General features: G+C 70.2%; 13 protein-coding genes. 4 read left to right on the top strand and 9 right to left on the bottom strand.

Translation table 11 applies throughout. The features are described from left to right. Positions 1-207 precede the first annotated feature (207 nt). Positions 208-2,691: a toxin glutamine deamidase domain-containing protein gene (locus ACIGDI_RS30230; protein ID WP_399903147.1), complete on the bottom strand. Its 2,484-nt coding sequence runs from the start codon at positions 2,689-2,691 to the stop codon at positions 208-210. Positions 2,692-2,887: 196 nt separating this feature from the next. Between ACIGDI_RS30230 and ACIGDI_RS30225 the strand changes: the two genes are divergently transcribed. After that, positions 2,888-4,726, top strand: a complete 1,839-nt coding sequence (locus ACIGDI_RS30225) for a hypothetical protein (protein WP_399903145.1) — start codon at positions 2,888-2,890, stop codon at positions 4,724-4,726. Positions 4,727-4,777: 51 nt separating this feature from the next. Then, on the top strand, positions 4,778-5,020 hold the full coding sequence (locus ACIGDI_RS30220; protein ID WP_399903142.1) for a hypothetical protein: 243 nt from the start codon (positions 4,778-4,780) through the stop codon (positions 5,018-5,020). 500 nt (positions 5,021-5,520) lie between these two features. Here ACIGDI_RS30220 and ACIGDI_RS30215 read toward each other — a convergent pair whose 3' ends face one another. Together ACIGDI_RS30215 and ACIGDI_RS30210 are read right to left on the bottom strand one after the other, a co-directional pair. Further along, entirely contained in the window at positions 5,521-6,051 is a 531-nt protein-coding gene (locus ACIGDI_RS30215) for a hypothetical protein (protein ID WP_399903139.1), read from the bottom strand. Positions 6,052-6,145: 94 nt separating this feature from the next. Beyond that, positions 6,146-6,784, bottom strand: coding sequence for a hypothetical protein (locus ACIGDI_RS30210; protein WP_399903136.1), 639 nt, complete (start codon positions 6,782-6,784; stop codon positions 6,146-6,148). Between the two features lie 106 nt (positions 6,785-6,890). Here ACIGDI_RS30210 and ACIGDI_RS30205 point away from each other — a divergent pair, with 106 nt between their 5' ends. Next, entirely contained in the window at positions 6,891-7,325 is a 435-nt protein-coding gene (locus tag ACIGDI_RS30205; protein WP_200705015.1) for a hypothetical protein, read from the top strand. Positions 7,326-7,346: 21 nt separating this feature from the next. Here the strand turns inward: ACIGDI_RS30205 and ACIGDI_RS30200 are convergent, their stop codons facing one another. The 6 genes from ACIGDI_RS30200 to eccCa form a co-directional block, all read right to left on the bottom strand. Then, entirely contained in the window at positions 7,347-7,649 is a 303-nt protein-coding gene (locus tag ACIGDI_RS30200; RefSeq protein WP_399903134.1) for a hypothetical protein, read from the bottom strand. Positions 7,650-7,697: 48 nt separating this feature from the next. Continuing rightward, positions 7,698-8,762: an SUKH-4 family immunity protein gene (locus ACIGDI_RS30195; protein WP_399903132.1), complete on the bottom strand. Its 1,065-nt coding sequence runs from the start codon at positions 8,760-8,762 to the stop codon at positions 7,698-7,700. A 59-nt stretch (positions 8,763-8,821) separates the two neighbouring features. After that, a complete protein-coding gene (locus tag ACIGDI_RS30190; RefSeq protein WP_399903129.1) occupies positions 8,822-10,750 on the bottom strand; it encodes an ATP-binding protein in 1,929 nt (642 codons plus the stop codon). A gap of 104 nt (positions 10,751-10,854) precedes the next feature. Continuing rightward, positions 10,855-11,148, bottom strand: a complete 294-nt coding sequence (locus ACIGDI_RS30185) for a DUF397 domain-containing protein (protein WP_399903127.1) — start codon at positions 11,146-11,148, stop codon at positions 10,855-10,857. 79 nt (positions 11,149-11,227) lie between these two features. Then, the gene (locus ACIGDI_RS30180) at positions 11,228-11,614 is read right to left on the bottom strand and encodes a hypothetical protein (protein ID WP_159104135.1); all 387 of its coding nucleotides are present in this window, start codon (positions 11,612-11,614) and stop codon (positions 11,228-11,230) included. Between the two features lie 126 nt (positions 11,615-11,740). Then, entirely contained in the window at positions 11,741-15,685 is a 3,945-nt protein-coding gene (eccCa, locus tag ACIGDI_RS30175) for a type VII secretion protein EccCa (RefSeq protein ID WP_399903125.1), read from the bottom strand. 299 nt (positions 15,686-15,984) lie between these two features. Here eccCa and eccD point away from each other — a divergent pair, with 299 nt between their 5' ends. Then, the gene (gene eccD, locus ACIGDI_RS30170; RefSeq protein ID WP_399903122.1) at positions 15,985-17,442 is read left to right on the top strand and encodes a type VII secretion integral membrane protein EccD; all 1,458 of its coding nucleotides are present in this window, start codon (positions 15,985-15,987) and stop codon (positions 17,440-17,442) included. Positions 17,443-17,470 lie beyond the last annotated feature (28 nt).

Below are 17,470 nucleotides of genomic sequence, written 5' to 3'. Positions count from 1 at the left end.
CTGCGCAATCCAAGAAGAAAGAGTCAGGGTGTCGTTCAGCGATCTCTCGAAGCACGCGGGTCCTGCCCACCCCCTCCCTGCCACCGAACCACAGCCAGGCGCTGCTGTCGCGCGGCCTGTCGATCCATCTCAGTGCACTCGTCAAAGCGAGATCGGGTGAGACTTCGGTCGGTCGGGGAGCAGGTGTACTCATATCTCAGGTCGTTCCTAAGAATTCGATGCGGGGGTCGGGAGAGCGTATGCCTTGAGGACGTCCGCCACCCTGTTCAGATGGTGCTGGAAGTCAGAGTCCATTGCCTGGCGTGAAGTACTGACACCCTCTCGGCCCTTGGGATCACTGAAGGGAACGACTTGTTCGCCCTTGCGGTATCCGGTCCCGTAGCTGATCGGCATGTCCTCGGGCATGTACTTGAGGATATAGCCCGAGCAGTCCGCGTGGCCCGGTGAATCGGACGGGTGGCCGCAGGGCTCGCGTTCCGTGTACATGTGCACCATGGTGAGGGGGGCCTGCCCGTTGGCCGCCCGGTCCTCGTTGAGTCGCTCTATCCAGCCACCAATGTGCGGTTCCGAGTGTGAGGGACGCGGTCCGGCGTGGCTGAAGGAACTGTCCGCCACATAGTGCGTTTCGTTAGTCTCGGGGTCGTGCACTTCGAGTACAGCGAAGTTACGCCCGGAGAAATCGGGTTTCATCCCCTCGGTCGCCGCCACCAACTGGTCAGCGACGCTCTCGCTATATGTTTCATCGAGGTAGTGCCGGGTGCGCTGGGCCGGTGAACTGCTCTTGTTGTTCGAACCGTCCACATTGGAGAAGTCGGATTTTCCGCGAACCTTGGCACCCCGAGAAGACGTGTCTTTGTCGACTCCGTCGTAGTTCTTCTGGCGGAGGACATCACGCTGACGAAGAGGCTCCCGCTCGGCGTCTTCCCGCCACTTGTATGCCGAATCTTCTCCCTCGCGCCGATAAGGGCTGGCGCCAACGCCTTGATTCGTATGGAAGTCGATGCTGAGGCGCGCCAGAACGGCGACGGTCGCCAACTGCTGGCCACGACTCAGGTCACCGAAGCCGGGGAGCTGCATCAGGTCGCTGCGGGTCCATGTGGTGCCGTTCTCGCTGCCTTCCAGCAGTTGACGCAGGTGCTGGTTGTCGTTGTTCGCCAGGTTCTGCAGGTAGTTGTAGACGTGTTCCTGATCGATCTGGTGTATGGGGCGCTGCCGGAGGTCCTGTTGTGCCTGGTCGCCTAGGACGCCGTAGTGCTGGTGCTCTTTCTGCTGGTTTTCCTCGTAGGACGACGTGCTTTCCGGAGGCGGGGTGTTGTCTCCGTTGTCCCCACCCTCGCTCAGTGGGTCGGCCGATTCGCCTTCGGAATGTGTACCCGTCGGCTCCTGCGGCGCCGAGTGATCTCCGTCGGCGGACTCGTGCGAGGTGGACGTGGGGTCGGCGTGCTCCCCCGGGGCATGGTCTGGTGCCTCGGCCGAGACGTGCTCCGGAGCCTCACCTGTGGAATCCGACTCGGTGCTGTGCTGGTCCGGGTGTTCTTCGGGCGGGCCGTGAGTCCCCTGCTGAGGCGTATCACCCTCCTGGGAGGGCGCCTTGCCGTCATCGTGGGAGGCGTCGCCGTTGTCCGCGTCAGTCGTCAGATCCTGCTGCGGAGATTCGGCGCCTTCCTCAGAGTCGTGAGCGTCTTGGTCCTCGGCTGCCGAGTCCGTCGTCTGCTGGTTGTCGTCGCCGTCCTGGTTGGTGTCCGCTGCCTCATCCGAGGCGTCGCTTCCGTCGGACGTCTTACTCTCGTCCTTGGACCCGTCCGTTGTGTCGTCTGACGTGCTGGACTCGTTCGGGGAGGAATCGGCGTCCTCATGTGAGGTGTCGGCGCCCTGTTGTGAGCCGTCCGTGCCCTGCCCGGACTGTCCCGTCCCCTGGCTGTGGGGCTGGCTGGTGTCGATCGGGTTGCGGTTGGCGTCCAGGGGGATGTGCCAGACGTGGGTTGCCTGGTCGATGTGGAGGGGCTGGGTGCTGACCTGGCCGCTCTGGGTGTCGATCCAGACGATCTTGCCGTTGTGGTTGACGACGTTGAAGGCGTGGCCGCCGCCGCCCGGCCAGTCGACCTGGACGATGGCCGCCGAGCCGGGGCCCGCCTGCTGGAGGGTGTTGGCGATGTTGTTCGCCGTGTTGGGGTCGCCGCCGGGACCCGCGTAGGTGTGGGCGGCGCCGGTCCAGCGGATCTGGTTGTCGTTGGCGTTGTCCTCGGGGGACCAGAGGTCCGGCTTGCCGTTCGCGTCGGTGTCCAGTGTGCGCGGCGCCGAGACCTGGGGGTTGCCGTACCAGGTTTCCAGGAACGAACGGGAGCAGTCGGCACAGTTGTTGCTTCGGCCGGGGACGTTGACGCCGCCGTCGTTCTGGAGCTGCGACCAGTTGCCGTCGAAGGGGTCCGGGTAGCGCTGCGGGGTGCCGTCCTCGTTGCGCGGTACGGCGTCCGCCAGGGCCTGCTGGTCGGACGGGTCGGGGTCGGTCAGGCCGCCCGGGTAGTGGTCCAGGTCGGAGCGGATGTCCTGCAGGCTGTCCTGGTTGGGGTGGCTCGGTGACGTGGTGTCGCCCGGCGTGGCTTGCGGCGAGCCGGGTGCGTGCGGGGTGGCGGGACCGGCCGCGTGGTTCGGCGTCGCCGAGGTCCCTGGCGTGCGGATCGGCGTGTGCACCGGGACCGGCGTCACCTGGTTCTGGTGCTGTTGCTGCTGCGGGTTGTTCGACTGGGCCGCCGGCTGCTGCGGGGAGGCGGGGGTATTGGGGGTGTTGCCTGCGGGCTGCTGGGGCCGGTTGGGCGTGGTGCCGGTACCGGTGTCGGAGCCCGGCTGGTTCTGACGCCCGGGAGTGGCGGTTGTACCGCCCTGAGCCGTGGGGTTGTCCGTACGGCCACTGGGGGTCGAGGAGTTCGACGAGTTCGAGGAACTCGGTGAGCCCGAAGTGCCGTTGCTCGAGGGTGACGTCGTCGAGTTCCGGTCCGGTCCGGAGCCGGTCGAGGAGGACGGCGTCGACGTGGAGTTGCTCGACGTGGAGCCGCTCGACGTGGAGTTGCTCGTGGACGGCGACGTCGTCCGCGGAGACGACGACGGGCCCTGGTTCGAGGTGCTCGTGTTCGAGTTGGAGGAGCCCGGGGTGGTGGTACGAGTACTGCCGGTCGGGTCTGTCGTGTTGCGAGGCGTGGTGCGGTCGCCCGGTGTGGTGTTCCCGGACCCGGGGGTGTTACGGGACGTCGTACCGTCGCCCGGCCGCGTGCCGTTGGTGTCGCGGGAGGTCGTGCCGTCACCCGGCGTCGACGTACGAGGCGTCGTCTCGTCGCCCGGCCTCGTCCCCGGAGTGGTCCGCGGTGTCGTTCCGTCGCCCGGCGTCGTGCTCCCCGGCGTGCGCTGGCTCGGTATTCGGCCGTCCGGCGTGCTGCCGGGCGTACGGCCGTCCGACGTGCCGGACGGCCGGCCGTCACCCGAACCGGGAACACGCCCGTCCCCGGTACCGGAAACGCGAACCCCCGCCCCGCCGCCGGAACGACCGTCCGCCGTCGCGGACGCGGATGCCGATGCGGACGCCGTCGGTGTCGGAGTGCTCCGCGGCGCCGTCGACGACGTAGGACTCGGCGTGGAAGCCGGCCCCGACCCGGTGGCGGATGCCGTAGCCGACGCAGTGGCCGAAGTCGACCTCGCCGCACCTGAGTTGGGAGTCGGGCTGCTCGGGCTCGAACCCGACGACGTCGTGCCGCCGGACGAACTGCCGGCGTGCGGCGAGCCGCCGCCACCCACGCTGCCGCCCGTCGACGGCGCCACGGGAGACGTGGGCATCGACGAGCCGCCGTCGGGCCGCCCGCCGCCGGCCGACGGGTCGCTCGACGTCGGAGTGGACGTGGGTGCCGCGTTGGTGTGCGTCGGCGCGCTGGCGGCCAGGCTGTCGACGTTGGTGCTGATGCCGCCGCCGTGTCCACCGGTCGACGGCGTCGCGGACGTACCCCCGGACGACGCGGAGGCGGCCACGGTGTGCGGCGTCGGCGACGACAGACCGGAGACCGACGAGCCGCCGCCGGAGTGGGAAGGGCCGGAGACGCTCGGGCCGTCGGACGAGCCCCCGGAGTCCGCACCGCCGGAGGAGGAGCTGCTCGGCGAGGGATCGTCGAAGTCGGACAGCGTCGGTCCCGCGTGGGACACCGTCGGCCGCGCGGCCCCGGAGTCCGCCCCGGACCCCGCGTCGGCACCTGACCCGGAGTCCGACCCCGACCCCGAGTCGGAGCCCGGACCCGAACCGACGTCCGGCGCGCCTATGGTGTTGCCGCCGGTGTCGGCGGATATCCCGCCGCCGATGTTCGCACCGGAGTCGTGGCCCCCACGCGTCGACGCCGAGGAGTCCGAGCCGTCCGAATGCGACCCGGAACCGGACGAGGAGTCCGAGCCGCCGTCGCTGCCCGAACCCTCGGAACCGCCAGAGCTGTTGGACCCTTCAGAACTGGTGGACCCCTCAGACCCGCTGGACCCCTCGGAACCCTCGGAACCCTCCGACGAGTGCGAACCACCCTCCCCGTCCCCGGAACTCCCATGCCCGTCGATACGGCTGTCGATCGCGTGGTGCGCCCGGTGCCCGGCCTTCTCGCCGAGGCTGTCGCGGACGCCCTCGGCGAGGGTCTGCGGGGTCTGCTTGATGGCGTCCCAGCCGGCGTTGGCGCCCTGCTTGGCGGTCGTGGCGAGGTCGTAGCCCTCCTGGGCGCCGAAACCGACGTTCACCGTCTGACGGATCAGGTCGGTGATGATCGCCTCGATCGCCGAGATCGCGGGCTCCTTCATCGCCTCGACGATCGCCTCGATCAACGCCTCCTTCAGCTCCTTGAGGAGCCGGCGCACGATCAGCCGGGCGGCCTGGGTCGCGCCCAGGGCGCCGACCTCGGACAGGCCGAAGGTGAACGGCGCGGCGGCCTGCGCGGCGGCGATCTCGATGGCGAGCGCGATGAGCTGGGCGATGACCGCCCACTTCGCGAACTCGACGATGTAGGCGCAGGCCTCCAGCACGGTCGCGATGATGTATGCGGCCTGCGCCGCGTTCGCGAGGTAACCGTCCCCGCCGCTGTCGAACTTCGCGTACGTCTTGGTGAACGCGTCGATCGACTCACCGGCGTTGTGCGCCACGACCTGGCGGGCACTGGTGTTCGCCGCGGTGTGCAGTTCGGTGACGTCGTCACCGAACTTCCGCCAGATGTTGGCGCACTCCTTGAGCTTGTCCTCGTTCGCCGTCGGCCAGTCGTAGCCGAGCATCTCGAGAACCCATTCGAGCTCGCTCGGCAGCATCATCGCCACAGCAGAAAGCACCCCCGTCAGCCGATACGGCCGTACAACTCCCTCATCGGTCAAGGGGAATCACACAGAAGTACAGCCGTTCGCAAAGCTTACGGAATCACCCGCGAGCAACTTCAGAGGGTTGCCGTCACAAATCCGTTGCAGGTCCTGTGCAGGTCTGGTGCAGACAGCGCCCACGGTGCCCGGACGGTGGACAGGTCAGACCTTCGTGAAGCACAGGGTGTAGTCCAGCTGGTGACTCTGGTGGACCTGGATGCCGTAGGCGTACTTCGAGTCGCACTTCTGGTCGGGGCCGAGCAGCTTGTCGGCCGTCTTGTACTCGGCCTCGGGGGAGCCGCAGTCGACGATCGTCGGCAGCGGTTCGCCCTGTGGGTCCTTGACCTTGACGCAGTCGCCGATGTTCGGGTCGTGCGTCGCGTCCTCGGAGGCCTGCGCGGACGCCGCGGCCTCGGCCTTCGCCTTTCCGCCGTCGGGGTCGGTGTTGTAGTCGTAGACGTACCAGGCCAGTGCGCCGAAGACCGCGATCACGACGGCCGCCGACTTCACGACCCGCAACGGCCCACCCGGGCGCGGACGCTGAGGACCCTGCGGCATCTGCGGCTGCTGCGGGTACCCGTACGGCGCCTGCGGTTGCTGCGGGTACCCGGACGGCTGTTGCGGCTGCCCATAGAACTGCTGCGGTTGCCCGTACGGCGGTTGGTTCTGGTACTGCGGCGGAGGCGTCGACATGCCTGAAAAACCCCGTGGTTGACATCAGTGGTGGAGAAGGAAGTGGACCTGCGCAGGCTATACGCCCAGGTCAGCCGGTCCCAATCGAACCCGCTCACACCAGGTAACTGATCAGGAAGGACAGGATGCCGCCCACCGAACCCACCCCGATCATCCCCAGAACAACCACACGCGTCCGGCTCCGCCCCGCCGCCTCCCAGGCATCGTCGTACGACACCCTGCTCTGCCCGAACGGCGCGTACCCGGTCGCGAGGCAGAACAGCCCGAGCCCCGTCAGCACCCAACCGCCGAAGAACGCGGCGAAGTAGCGCCAGGCCCGGTCGAGGCCGCTCTGGACGTACCCGCCGTCCGTCCGCTGTACCGACAGCTCCGTGCCCGCCGCGTACCGCCGCCTGACCTGCACCGCGGCACCAGCGTCCCGGCCGTCTCCGCCATCGGACACGAAGCTGCCCTCGCACCGCACCGGCCGCCGGTTCTTACGGCTGCTGCGGGACGCATTGTTCGGGTAGCTGACCTCGCACTGCTGCACGGTCAGGGTGCCGTGGGTGCCCGCCCAGCCCGCCAGGTACGCCCCCTCGTACGCGCCCCACCCGCTCAGCGCCAACCCGGCGAGCAGGAAGACCAGCCCGCCCCAGCGCCCGAGACGGCCCAGCGTCCCGCTCACGAGACCGTGGAGGCCGGTGGCGGTACGGTCGTCCGGTTCACCCTTCCCCATACCCTGCGCCTGAGCCATGACGACGAGGTCCTTCCCTTCGCGAGCAAGGGCCCAGCATGACACCCGGCCGTGACGGGAGATACTGCTGGAGTCCGAGAGACGAGGGCCAGCGAGGAGAAGCGGCATGACCAGGCGACCCGAGAACTCACCCACCCCGGAGGGCACTTCGCCGGAGCGGGGTGTGCTGGACGAGGCGCTCGAACCGGAGCAGATCCGTTCGCTGAACTCCGCCCTGCGCCGGCTCTCCCGGAGCGACGGCGTCGACAAGGATCTGCAGGACGCGGCGAAGAAGCTGCTCTCCGGCCGGCTCGCGCTGCGCGACGCCATGGACGACCCCGGCATCGCCCGCGCGCTGGGCAGCGGCATGGCGTCCCTGCGCGGTCAATGGGAGTCGCTGTCCGAGGAGGAGCGCGACCAGGTCAGGCACGGGGAGCCGCTGGACGGCGCGGACCCGTCCGGCGAGTCCTCCGACCCGGCCAAGCCGGACGCGGACGGGCGGCCCTCGCGCTTCGCGAAGAAGAACCAGGGCCGGCACAGCGGCGGATTCTCGCTGTACTGAGCACCCGCCGCGGGGATCCGATCAGCCGTGCTGTCGGCGGTACAGGTCGATGGCCGTCTGCGTCGGGTAGTTGGGCACGGTGACGGTCTCGCCGGTCTCCTTGGAGACCACGATCTTGCTGCCGCCGGGCGGAGCCGGCTGCGGCCGCCCGGCGTCGTCGGTGACCGGCGGGAACACCGCGTACACCAGGTAGCCGATGTCGAACTCCTCGACGCGGAGCTCGGCGCGCGAGCCGTCGGGCAGCCTGGGCTCGGCGAAGCGGCTGCGGACGATGTCGAGGGCCTGTTCGGGGGTGGTCGGCGGAGCCGGGTGGTCCGAAGTCACAGAAGATCTCCCTGAGTCTGACTCGCTGAGTGCGGATTTCGAGGCCGGTCAGAACAGCCCGTGCCACATCTGCTCGACGATCAGCGACCACCAGGTCTCGGCGTTCGCCAGCGCGGAGGCGTCCAGGGCCACCAACTGCTCCTGCAGTCCGGCCACTTCCGCGCCCGCCGCGACCGGATCCAGGCCCCGCATCCGCTGCCGTACCGTCGCCAGCAGCGCGAGGGAGCGGGCGAAGGCGGCGGCCGAGACATTGACGTAGCGGCACTCGGCGGTGACCGGGTCCACGGCCCACAGCGCGCCGAGGCCGTCCGGCTCCGTCGTACCGGGCAAGCACTGCACGGCGATGACCGCGAGCCCGTCGAAGCCGATCCGGGACAGGTGCGCCAGGGCAGCTATCTTCTCCTCGCCGGCCGGGCTCTGCCGCTCGCGCAGGTTCGTGGCGACGTCGGTGAACAGGCCGCCGAGCGGCGGGTTGTCGGCCCGGTCCGCGGTGAAGAACAGCGGGACGTCGGCCGGGAGCCCTGCCCAGGTGAGCGTGGACTTGGTGGTCTCCGGCAGCGGGCTGTCGGCGATGTCGTCGGCGGCGTAGCGGCGTACGCCGGTCTCGCCGAACACCTCGACGAGGTGGTGGCCGAGGGCCACGTCGCGCATCGGCTCCGCGGGCGTCACCTGGGCGGGGACGGGGAGTCGGTGCGGGCGGGGCGGCGGCGCCTGGCCCGCCACCTGGTGCAGCATCTCGACCTGCTGGATCAACGCCTGGACACCCTCGGCGCGTTCCTCGGGACGGGACCCGTAGGTCTGCGAGCAGGAGAGCTGGGCGTTCGGGAAGGAGTTCAGCAGCTCGGACGTGTAACCGCCGGGGAGCAGGCTGGGGCGCAGGTCCGTGTGGACGGCGAGGACGCTGTCGGCGGGCACGTTCATCCGGCGCAGCTCCGCGTACGCCTGGTACTCGGCCGGGGGCAGGCCGGGGCCGGAGTTGCGGAAGAGGGTGGTCTCCTCGCCGTTCGCCGGGTCGACGTAGGTGAAGACGGCGGTGTTGCCGGGGCCGGTGACCGGACGGGCTCCCTGGGCCGCGGCCGTGCCCTGTGCCGTCGCCTGCTCCTGGCTGTTCAAGGGGAGGCTCCTTCGGGATGACTGGTCGAACGTGAGAGGTCGGTGGTGGGCGCTGTGCGCTACGAGGCTATCGCCGGGTCGGCCGGGCGGATCCGCAGGGCCTTCGCCCCGCGCTCGGTCGCGACGAGGAGGATGCCGTCGGGGGAGAGGTCGGCGGCGGTGAAGGGGGTGTCGGAGATGAGCGCGGCTACCACTTCCTGGCTCGCGCGGTCCCAGACACGCAGGTAGTCGGCGCCGCGGCTCAGGCCCAGCGGTGCGGCGGCCCGCTCTTCCTCGGAGGGGCGCAGGATGTGCGCGGGATCGACGTCACCGAGATCCTCGCCATCCACGAGACCCCGCACCAACACCGCCGAACCAGCCTCGCCCGCGTCCTCGCCGACCAGCCACGCCCCCGGCGTCCCCGCCGGCACGACGAGGACGGCGACCGGTACCGGCGGCCCCTCGGACCGCGGCACGCTGCCCACCGTGACGGCGTCGACGCCGCCGACCGGCAGGCTCCACAGCGTCCGCCAGGGCAGGTCGAGGCCCAGCCGGCCGTGGACGGCGTCGGCGTACTCGGGCAGGCCGTCCTCCACGAACGCTGTCTCCAGCAGGGCGGCACGCAGCACGACCTCCGCCTGCGTACGGGTGAGCAGGGGCGCCGTCCGCAGGTACGTACGGGCCGGCGCGCCGAGTTCCTCCACCGGAACCGCCTCGACGGCGGCGCGCAGCGACACCGGGTCGGCATGGACGAACAGTCCGGGATCGGTGAGGAGTTGGGGCAGCAGGCCCGCCTCCAGGGTGTGCCCCGCGATGTGGTCGCGGACGTACGGGTCGGCCTTGCCCCAGTCCTGCTCGGGCACGGCCTCCAGCAGCGCCATGGCGACCTGGGTCTGGGCGGCTCGGACGTTGGGCAGTCCGGCGCGGATCTCGTCGCCGACGGCGGGGTGGAACAGCCGCAGCAGTGTGCGCCCGCCGTCCTCGGATGCTTCCTCCGGCTGCACGAACGGTCCGACGAGCAGCATCCCGTCCGCGAAGGCCTGGCTCATGTCCTGCCTGGCGATCGCGCTCGCCAGTCGCGGCCACAGCTGAATGGGGATGCCGTCGGCCTCGGCCAGGGCGAGCGGAGCCAGCAGCATCCGCAGGGTCTGCGGGTCGGCGCCGAGCCGGTGGGCGTGCAGGTCGAGGGCCTCGCCGACGGAGGTCGGCAGGTGACGCTCGTCGGCCGGGTCGAAGCCGTCGGAGGCCATCAGGATGCAGTTGACGGCGAGTTGGACGACCAGCGGGCTGGTTCCGGCCCGCCGTCCGATGGCCGCTCCCAGGGCGAGACGGGCGGCGGGATCGACGGTGAAGGGCAGCTCGGGCGCCCCGAACTCCGGGTCGACCGCGGCCTGGGCGTGCAGCACGAGGCCCTCGGGGTCGGCCCACTCCGGTTCGTCGAGATCGATGACCTGCGCAGCGCCGGGAGGCAGGCTCCCGGCCAGCTCGGAGGCGAGCGGCCTGGGCACCTCGGTCAGCAGTCGGACCGTCCCGGTGGCGGCCAGCGGCGCGAGCACCTCCCGTACGAGTCGCGCGGGTTCGGCCGTGGCCCGCACCGGGCCGGCCCGGTCGACGTCCGGTACGACGACGGTCACCGGTTCGGCGCGCGCGGCCAGCTCGGCGTAGACGCCCTCGGTGCTGGTGGCGGTCAGTTCGTAGTGCTCGGCGAGCAGCCAGAGGACCTGGGCCGCAGTGAGCCCGTCGGGGGCCGGTACCGCGGGGGCCGGCAGTTCCGGCGGCACCGTCGACGGGTCCATGTCCTCCAGCGGGAGGCGCTTGCGGTAGTCCGGGTCGCACAGCATCAGGAACCCGGTGATCAGCCGGGAACGCCCGCTGCCGGAGTCACCGGTCAGCACGACCACACGGGGAGAGCCGGGCGCGGCCGCACGCCACGCGGCGAGCGCACGCAGCGCGGCGACCCGACCGCCTATGTGAGGGTGCGGTGCGTAGTCCTCGGTCACGCCGGTCATGCTTCCCCGTCCTCCGCCGTCACGGATGCCTCTTCACCAGACATGCCATGTTCGTACGACATGCGACGTCGATCTTAGGCACCGGGCGCGGGGACGGTCGCGGCCTACTCGGCCGCCACACCACCCTTCCCCGGCGCCGACTCCAGATCGAACTCCCCGTCCCGTGCCCCCAGCACGAACGCCCGCCACTCCGCCTCGGTGTACCGCAGGACCGTGTCGTGGTCGAGGGACGAGCGCATCGCCACCGCGCCCCCGGGGAGGTAGGCGATCTCGACCCGCTCCTCGTGCTCCTCGGTGCCGGGCGCGCTGTGCCACTCGGCGTCCGAGATGTCGAGTGCGTACAGCTCGTCCCGCTCCCGCTCCTTGCGCGCCTTGATCTGCTCTTCCGTCTCGGCCATGCTGCGGGGCCCTCTTCCTCACGCGCGAACGAAGTACGCGGCTCACCCTACTGGCGGGTGCCGCGCGTCCGCCCGCGGATCAGGCGTTTTCCACCTTAGTGAAGGTGCCCTGCGCGGCACCGGGCGGAAGCTTCACCTGTCCGTCGTACTCGGATGTCGTCTTCTGCCAGATGTCGACCTGGTCGGCCTCGTTCTGTTCGTGGGCGACGCCCATCTTGGTGAAGGCCAGGCCCATGCCCGCGAGCCGTTCCGCGAGGCTGCCCATCGACTGGTACATGCCGTCGCGCAGGCCCTCGTAGACCACGCCGAACTTCTCGCCGATGTCGTCGTCGCCCCACGGCGGGGTCTGGCCCTGTTCCTGCGCGCTCAGCCCGTTCTGCAGGGCGGTCACGGCCTTCGAGAAGTTCTGGCCGACCGTGAACATGTTGAAGCCCTCGGTCTTGAGGACCTGGGGATCGGAATCCATGTAGTCCGACGACACAACTGCCCCCCGTGGCTCGTCTTTTCTCTTGCAACGTCACCATAGCGGCCCCCACTGACACAAGGGGGCGGCACCCGTGCGGGTACCGCCCCCTTGTGACAGGTCGGAGGCTCAGAATCGCGCCGGCAGCCAGCCCGTCTGGATGAGCTGCCCACCGCGCCGCCGGGTGTGGAAGTAACCGCGCCCGGGCGGCAGTTGCGAGGCGGTGATGCTGCCGAGCAGCTGGCCCTCCGAGCGGTCGCCGGAGAGCACGACGCCCTGGGCGCCGAGCTCGCGCATCCGCTGCATCACCGGCTCGTACAGCGACCGGCTGGCACCGCCCGAGGACCGCGCGATGATGACGCGCAGACCGATGTCACGGGCGAACGGCAGGTACTCCAGGAGCGGCGCCAGCGGGTTCACGCCCGTGGCGACGAGGTCGTAGTCGTCGACGATGACGAACGCGTCCGGGCTGCTGTACCAGCTGCGGTTGCGCAGCTGCTCGGGCGTGACGTCCGGGCCCGGCATACGGCGGTGCATCGAGCCGGCGAGGCCCTCCAGCGTCTCCGTCAGCGCGGGCGCCGAGGCGCAGTACCGCGACAGGTGGGAGTCGGGCACGCCCTCCAGGTGGGCGCGCCGGTAGTCACCCATGACGATCTTCGCCCGGTCCGGCGTGTAGCGCTCGGTGATCTGCTTGACGAGCATCCGCAGCAGCGCCGACTTACCGGACTCGCTCTCACCGAACACGATGAACAGCGGGTCGGTCTCGAAGTCGACGAACACCGGCGACAGCGAGGACTCGTCGATGCCGATGGCGACACCGCGGTCCGGGTGCTCGAAGCCCTTGGGCAGCCGGTCCGCCGCCAGCATGGTCGGCAGCAGCCGGACGGCCGGGGCGTGGTTGCCCTGCCAGTTGTCGTTGACGCCGCGGATGAGGATCTGCGTCGCCTCGGACAGGTCCTCGGTCGAGGAGGAGCCGTCGACGCGGGGGAGCGCCGTCATGAAGTGCAGCTTGTCCTGGGTCAGACCGCGGCCCGGGATGCCGGCGGGCACGTTCTGCGCGACCTTGCGGTCGATCTCCGACTCGGTCGGGTCGCCGAGCCGCAGCTCGATGCGGTTCTGCAGCATGTCCTTGAGGGCGGGCCGCACCTCGGTGTAGCGGGAGGCGGTCAGGACGACGTGCACACCGAAGCCGAGGCCGCGCGTGGCGATCTCGGTGACCGTGGACTCCAGCAGCTCGTAGTCCGTCTTGAAGGTCGCCCAGCCGTCGATGACGAGGAAGACGTCACCCCAGGGCTGGTCCGGCAGATGACCGGCGGCCCGCCGCTGACGGTAGGTCTGGACGGAGTCGATGTTGTTGGTGCGGAAGTACTCCTCGCGCGCGTTGAGGATCCCCTCGACCTCGCTGACGGTACGGCGCACCTTCTCGGCGTCCAGCCGGTTCGCGACGCCGCCGACGTGCGCCAGCTCCTCCATCGCGATCAGACCGCCGCCGCCGAAGTCCAGGCAGTAGAACTGCACTTCGGCCGGGGTGTGGGTGAGGGAGAACGACGCGATGAGCGAGCGCAGCAGCGTCGACTTGCCGGACTGCGGGCCACCGACGAACAGACCGTGGCCGGCGCCGCCGGAGAAGTCCCGGTACAGCACGTCGCGGCGCTGCTCGAACGGCTTGTCCACCAGGCCGACCGGCACGTTGAGCCGGCCGAGCGCCGTGTAGTCGGGCGCGGTCAGGCCGCGTTCCTGGGTGACGGCGAGCTGCGGCAGCAACTGCTCCAGCGAGGGCGCCTCGTCCAGCGGGGGCAGCCACACCTGGTGGGCGGGCGGACCCTGGTTGACCATCTTGCCGACGATGACGTCCAGGACGGTGTCGGCGAGCGCGTCGTCGACGCGGTTGTCGGCCTCCGGCTCCTCGACCACCGGCTGCGGCGGCAGCGCCACGTGCTCGGCCGTGAACAGCGCGGGCCGCAACTGCGTCGAGCGGTGCACCCGGGAGGGACCCTCGCCGTGGTACGCGCCCGACACGTACGCCGCCTTGAAGCGGACCATGGTGTCGGTGTCGTAGCGCAGGTATCCCGAACCGGGGATCGACGGCAGGTGGTAGGCGTCCGGGACGCCGATCGCCGTGCGGGACTCGGCGGCGGAGAAGGTGCGCAGACCGATCCGGTACGACAGATAGGTGTCCAGGCCGCGCAGCTTGCCCTCCTCCAGGCGCTGCGAGGCCAGCAGCAGGTGCACACCCAGCGAACGGCCGATACGGCCGATCTGGATGAACATGTCGATGAAGTCCGGCTTGGCGGTGAGGAGTTCGGAGAACTCGTCGAGGACGATCACCAGCGACGCCATCGGTTCGAGGGCGGCGCCGGCGGCCCGGGCCTTCTCGTAGTCGTGCAGGTTGGCGTAGTTGCCCGCGGTGCGCAGCAGTTCCTGGCGGCGCTGCATCTCACCGGTGATCGCGTCCCGCATGCGGTCGACGAGGGTCAGGTCGTCGGCGAGGTTGGTGATGACGGCCGCGGTGTGCGGCATGTCCGCCATACCGGCGAACGTCGCACCGCCCTTGAAGTCCGCGAGGATGAAGTTCAGCGTCTCCGAGGAGTGCGTCACCGCGAGGCCGAGCACCAGCGTGCGCAGCAGCTCCGACTTGCCGGAACCGGTGGCGCCGACGCACAGGCCGTGCGGGCCCATGCCCTCCTGGGAGGCCTCCTTGAGGTCCAGCATGACCGGCTCGCCGTTCTCGCCGACACCGATCGGCACACGCAGCCGCTCGTGCAGGGTGCGCGGCCGCCAAGTCCGCGAGACGTCGACGGAACCGGCGTCGCCGATACCCATCAGGTCGGTGAAGTCCAGGTTCGACAGCAGGGGTTCGCCCTCCTCGGCCGAACCGACCCGGAAGGGCGCCAGCTGCCGGGCGAGCGACTCGGCCTGCTCGGGACTGAGCACGTCCGGTCTGCCGGTGTACGCCGACTCGTGGCCGACGAACAGGCGCATCCGCTCCGGCTTCACGTAGATCGTGAGGCCGGCCCGCAGTTCCTCCTCCAGCTCGCCCGGGGCGATCTCCAGGAAGGTGACGCCCTGCAGCCCTTCGGCGCTGGCGAGTTCGGAGTCCGGGGGCACGGTGCCGCCGTCGAGGATCACGATCAGGTGCGGCTGGTCGTAGACCGGGTTGGCGTCCCGGTTCCAGCGCGGCCGGTCGTCCAGCTGGTCGGCCAGCGCCTCCTCCAGCTCACCGAGGTCGTCGAAGAGCAGCCGGGCCGAGCCCGCGCCGTCCTTGGCCTTCGGGTGCTGGCTGTGCGGCAGCCACTTGATCCAGTCCCAGTCGGCCGCCGCGGAGGGATGCGCCACCACCGCGACCATCAGATCCTCGGGCGAGTGCAGACTCGCCAACTGGGCAAGCGTGGCACGGGCGTTGGCGTACACCGTGTCCGTCTCGCCGCAGACCGTCACGTGGTAGAAGGCGCGCAACGACACCGAGACGGGCAGGTCGTTGAGCGAGCCGTGCGCGTCGAGGAACGCCTTCATGGCCGCCGCCGTCAGTGGCTCCAGCTCCTCCTTGGGCGCCGTGTCCGGCGCGACGAGCGGGGTGTTGAGCTGCTGCACACCGCGGCCGATCCGTACGGAGGCGAAGTCCGCGTCGGTCGGGCGCCGTTCCCACAGCCGCTTGCCGTCGGCGGCGACCGCCCACAGCTGGTCCGGCTCGGGGTGCTGGAACAACTGGCTGCGCCGCTGGAGTTCGGCGGTCTTGTGCACGTCCTTGCGGACCTGCTCCAGATAGCGGAAGTAGTCACGCCGGTCCTGCGCCATCCCCGCGCCGCCGCCCTGACGGGACTTGGCGAACTGGGCGATGGCCATGGCCAGCGTGGAGGCCAGCATCAGGCCGCCGACCACCCTCATGTACGAGGGCAGGTTGGGCATGAAGAAGAAGCCGACGGAACCCAGCATGCCCATCATGGGCAGCAGGTTCATCAGCATGCTCTCGTCGCCCTCGCGGGGCAGCTCGGGTGGCGTCTCGAGCCTCACCTCGCCCTCGGGCACGGCCGGGGGCACTGTCCGCGGTGGTCGTTTGATGATGACGACGCTCACCGATGCACTCATCCTTCGCGATTGATACGTCCTGGCACCGACGCCCCCGTGTACCGCGACGTTCTTTTTCGCGCAGGCGTCGTTCGCGTAGGCGACGATCCTACTGATGGCGGAGAGGGCCGAGGGAGCCAGGCGCATGGAGATGCGGCGCAGGTCCTGGGAGGAATGGGGGAGGCAGGGCCTGTCGTGGGTGCGACAACGGATATGGTGGCGCTCCGCGTCGTACGAGCGACGCGAGGATGCGTTTTCGACACGCGTCGCGCAGTCGTCTAGCAGTTGTCTAGCAGGGGGATCACCAGGTGAGCACGGGGACTTCGACAGGTTTCTGCCGAATCACCATCGCAGCGCCGGACAGTCGGGTGGATGTGGCGCTGCCCGAGGACCTTCCGATCCAGGACCTCTTCCCTGAGATCATCAGGCTCTCCGGTCTGGTCCAGTCGGACACGAGTCTCGCCGGCTACCACCTTGTGACGCGCGAGGGCCAGGTGCTCGACGCGAGCCGGTCGTTGCTGGAGCACCGCGTCCGCGACGGCGAGGTGCTGCTGCTGCGCACGTTCGCCGACTCGCTGCCGCCGGCCGTGCACGACGACGTGGTCGACGCGATCGCCGCCGCGGTCAAGCAGGACACCCGCAGCTGGAACGACAACCTGATGCGGGTCGCCGGCCTGGTCGCCGGGTCGCTGCTGCTGGTCATGCTCGGCTTCGTCTTCTGGTTCGCCGACCCGGTCCGGCACGACATGAACGGCCTGCAGGGCATCCTCGCCGGCGTCACCGCGCTCGCCCTGACGGCCATGGCCGGCGTCCGTGCGCGGGTGTACGACGACCGGGGTTCCGCCGTCGCGCTCGGCATCTCGGCGCTGCCGCACGCGCTCATCGCGGGCTCCGGCGTCATCGCGCAGGACGCGCACGAGGGACCCGGCCGCATCCAGTTCCTCGTCGGCTGCGTCGCCGTACTGCTCTTCTCCGTCGTGCTGATCATGCTGCTGCCGCAGGGCGACGCCCCGTTCGTGGCCGCCGCGCTGGCCTCCGCCATCGGCACGCTCGCCGTGTTCGCCGGCGTGCTCACCGACGCCGCGCCGCGCGAGATCGCCGCCGGCACCGCAGTGGTCGCCCTTGCCGTCGTCGGCTTCCTGCCCGGCTGGTCGGCCCGGTTCGCCAAGCTGCCCATCGGCTTCCGCAACCCCGAGGACCTGGCCCGCGCCCGGCGCGAGGGCCGCGAGGGCGACCTCGAGGCCGTCGACGTCCAGCGCATCGTCGCGCAGACCAGTCGCGGCCACGAGTTGCTGCTCGGCCTGGTGGGCGGCTGCGCCGCGGTCGTCGTCGGCGCGGGCGGCGCGGTGCTCGGCTTCAGCGACAGCGGCTGGGCCCAGCTGCTCGCCCTGTGCACCGGCCTCGCCGCGATGCTGCGGGCCCGTCTGTTCCGCTACACCGCCCAGGTCACCTGCCTGTTCGTGGCCGGTGTCGTCACGCTCGCCCTGCTGGTCCTCGGCCTCGCGATCTCGCCGCCGGCCGGCGTCATCATGGATCTGCTCCAGGGCAACTCCGGCCCGGTCAACGTACGGACGCTGTGGCTCGGCGCCTCGGTCGCGGTCGGTGTGCTGCTGCTGATCGCGATCGCCCTGATCGTCCCGCAGAAGGGCCTGTCCCCCTTCTGGGGCCGCATGCTCGACCTCGCGGACTCGCTGGTGCTGCTGTCGCTGGTACCGGTCTGCCTGGCCGTCCTCGACGTCTACGGCAAGGTCCGCGGCGGCGTCTAGCCGGCAGCCGTACCGCCCCACGCTCCGC

It is taken from the genome of Streptomyces sp. NPDC085900, assembly GCF_044540925.1.
In the GTDB taxonomy this organism is placed as follows: domain Bacteria; phylum Actinomycetota; class Actinomycetes; order Streptomycetales; family Streptomycetaceae; genus Streptomyces; species Streptomyces gilvifuscus.
This window is presented reverse-complemented; position numbering and strand designations above follow the sequence as displayed.

Excerpts from the sequence above, each read along its gene's own strand:
- ACIGDI_RS30220 (WP_399903142.1), top strand. The coding sequence starts at position 4,778 with ATGATCGCCTCGATCGCCGAGATCGCGGGCTCCTTCATCGCCTCGACG.
- ACIGDI_RS30215 (WP_399903139.1), bottom strand. The coding sequence starts at position 6,051 with ATGTCGACGCCTCCGCCGCAGTACCAGAACCAACCGCCGTACGGGCAA.
- ACIGDI_RS30210 (WP_399903136.1), bottom strand. The coding sequence starts at position 6,784 with ATGGCTCAGGCGCAGGGTATGGGGAAGGGTGAACCGGACGACCGTACC.
- ACIGDI_RS30205 (WP_200705015.1), top strand. The coding sequence starts at position 6,891 with ATGACCAGGCGACCCGAGAACTCACCCACCCCGGAGGGCACTTCGCCG.
- ACIGDI_RS30190 (WP_399903129.1), bottom strand. The coding sequence starts at position 10,750 with ATGACCGGCGTGACCGAGGACTACGCACCGCACCCTCACATAGGCGGT.
- ACIGDI_RS30185 (WP_399903127.1), bottom strand. The coding sequence starts at position 11,148 with ATGGCCGAGACGGAAGAGCAGATCAAGGCGCGCAAGGAGCGGGAGCGG.
- ACIGDI_RS30180 (WP_159104135.1), bottom strand. The coding sequence starts at position 11,614 with ATGGATTCCGATCCCCAGGTCCTCAAGACCGAGGGCTTCAACATGTTC.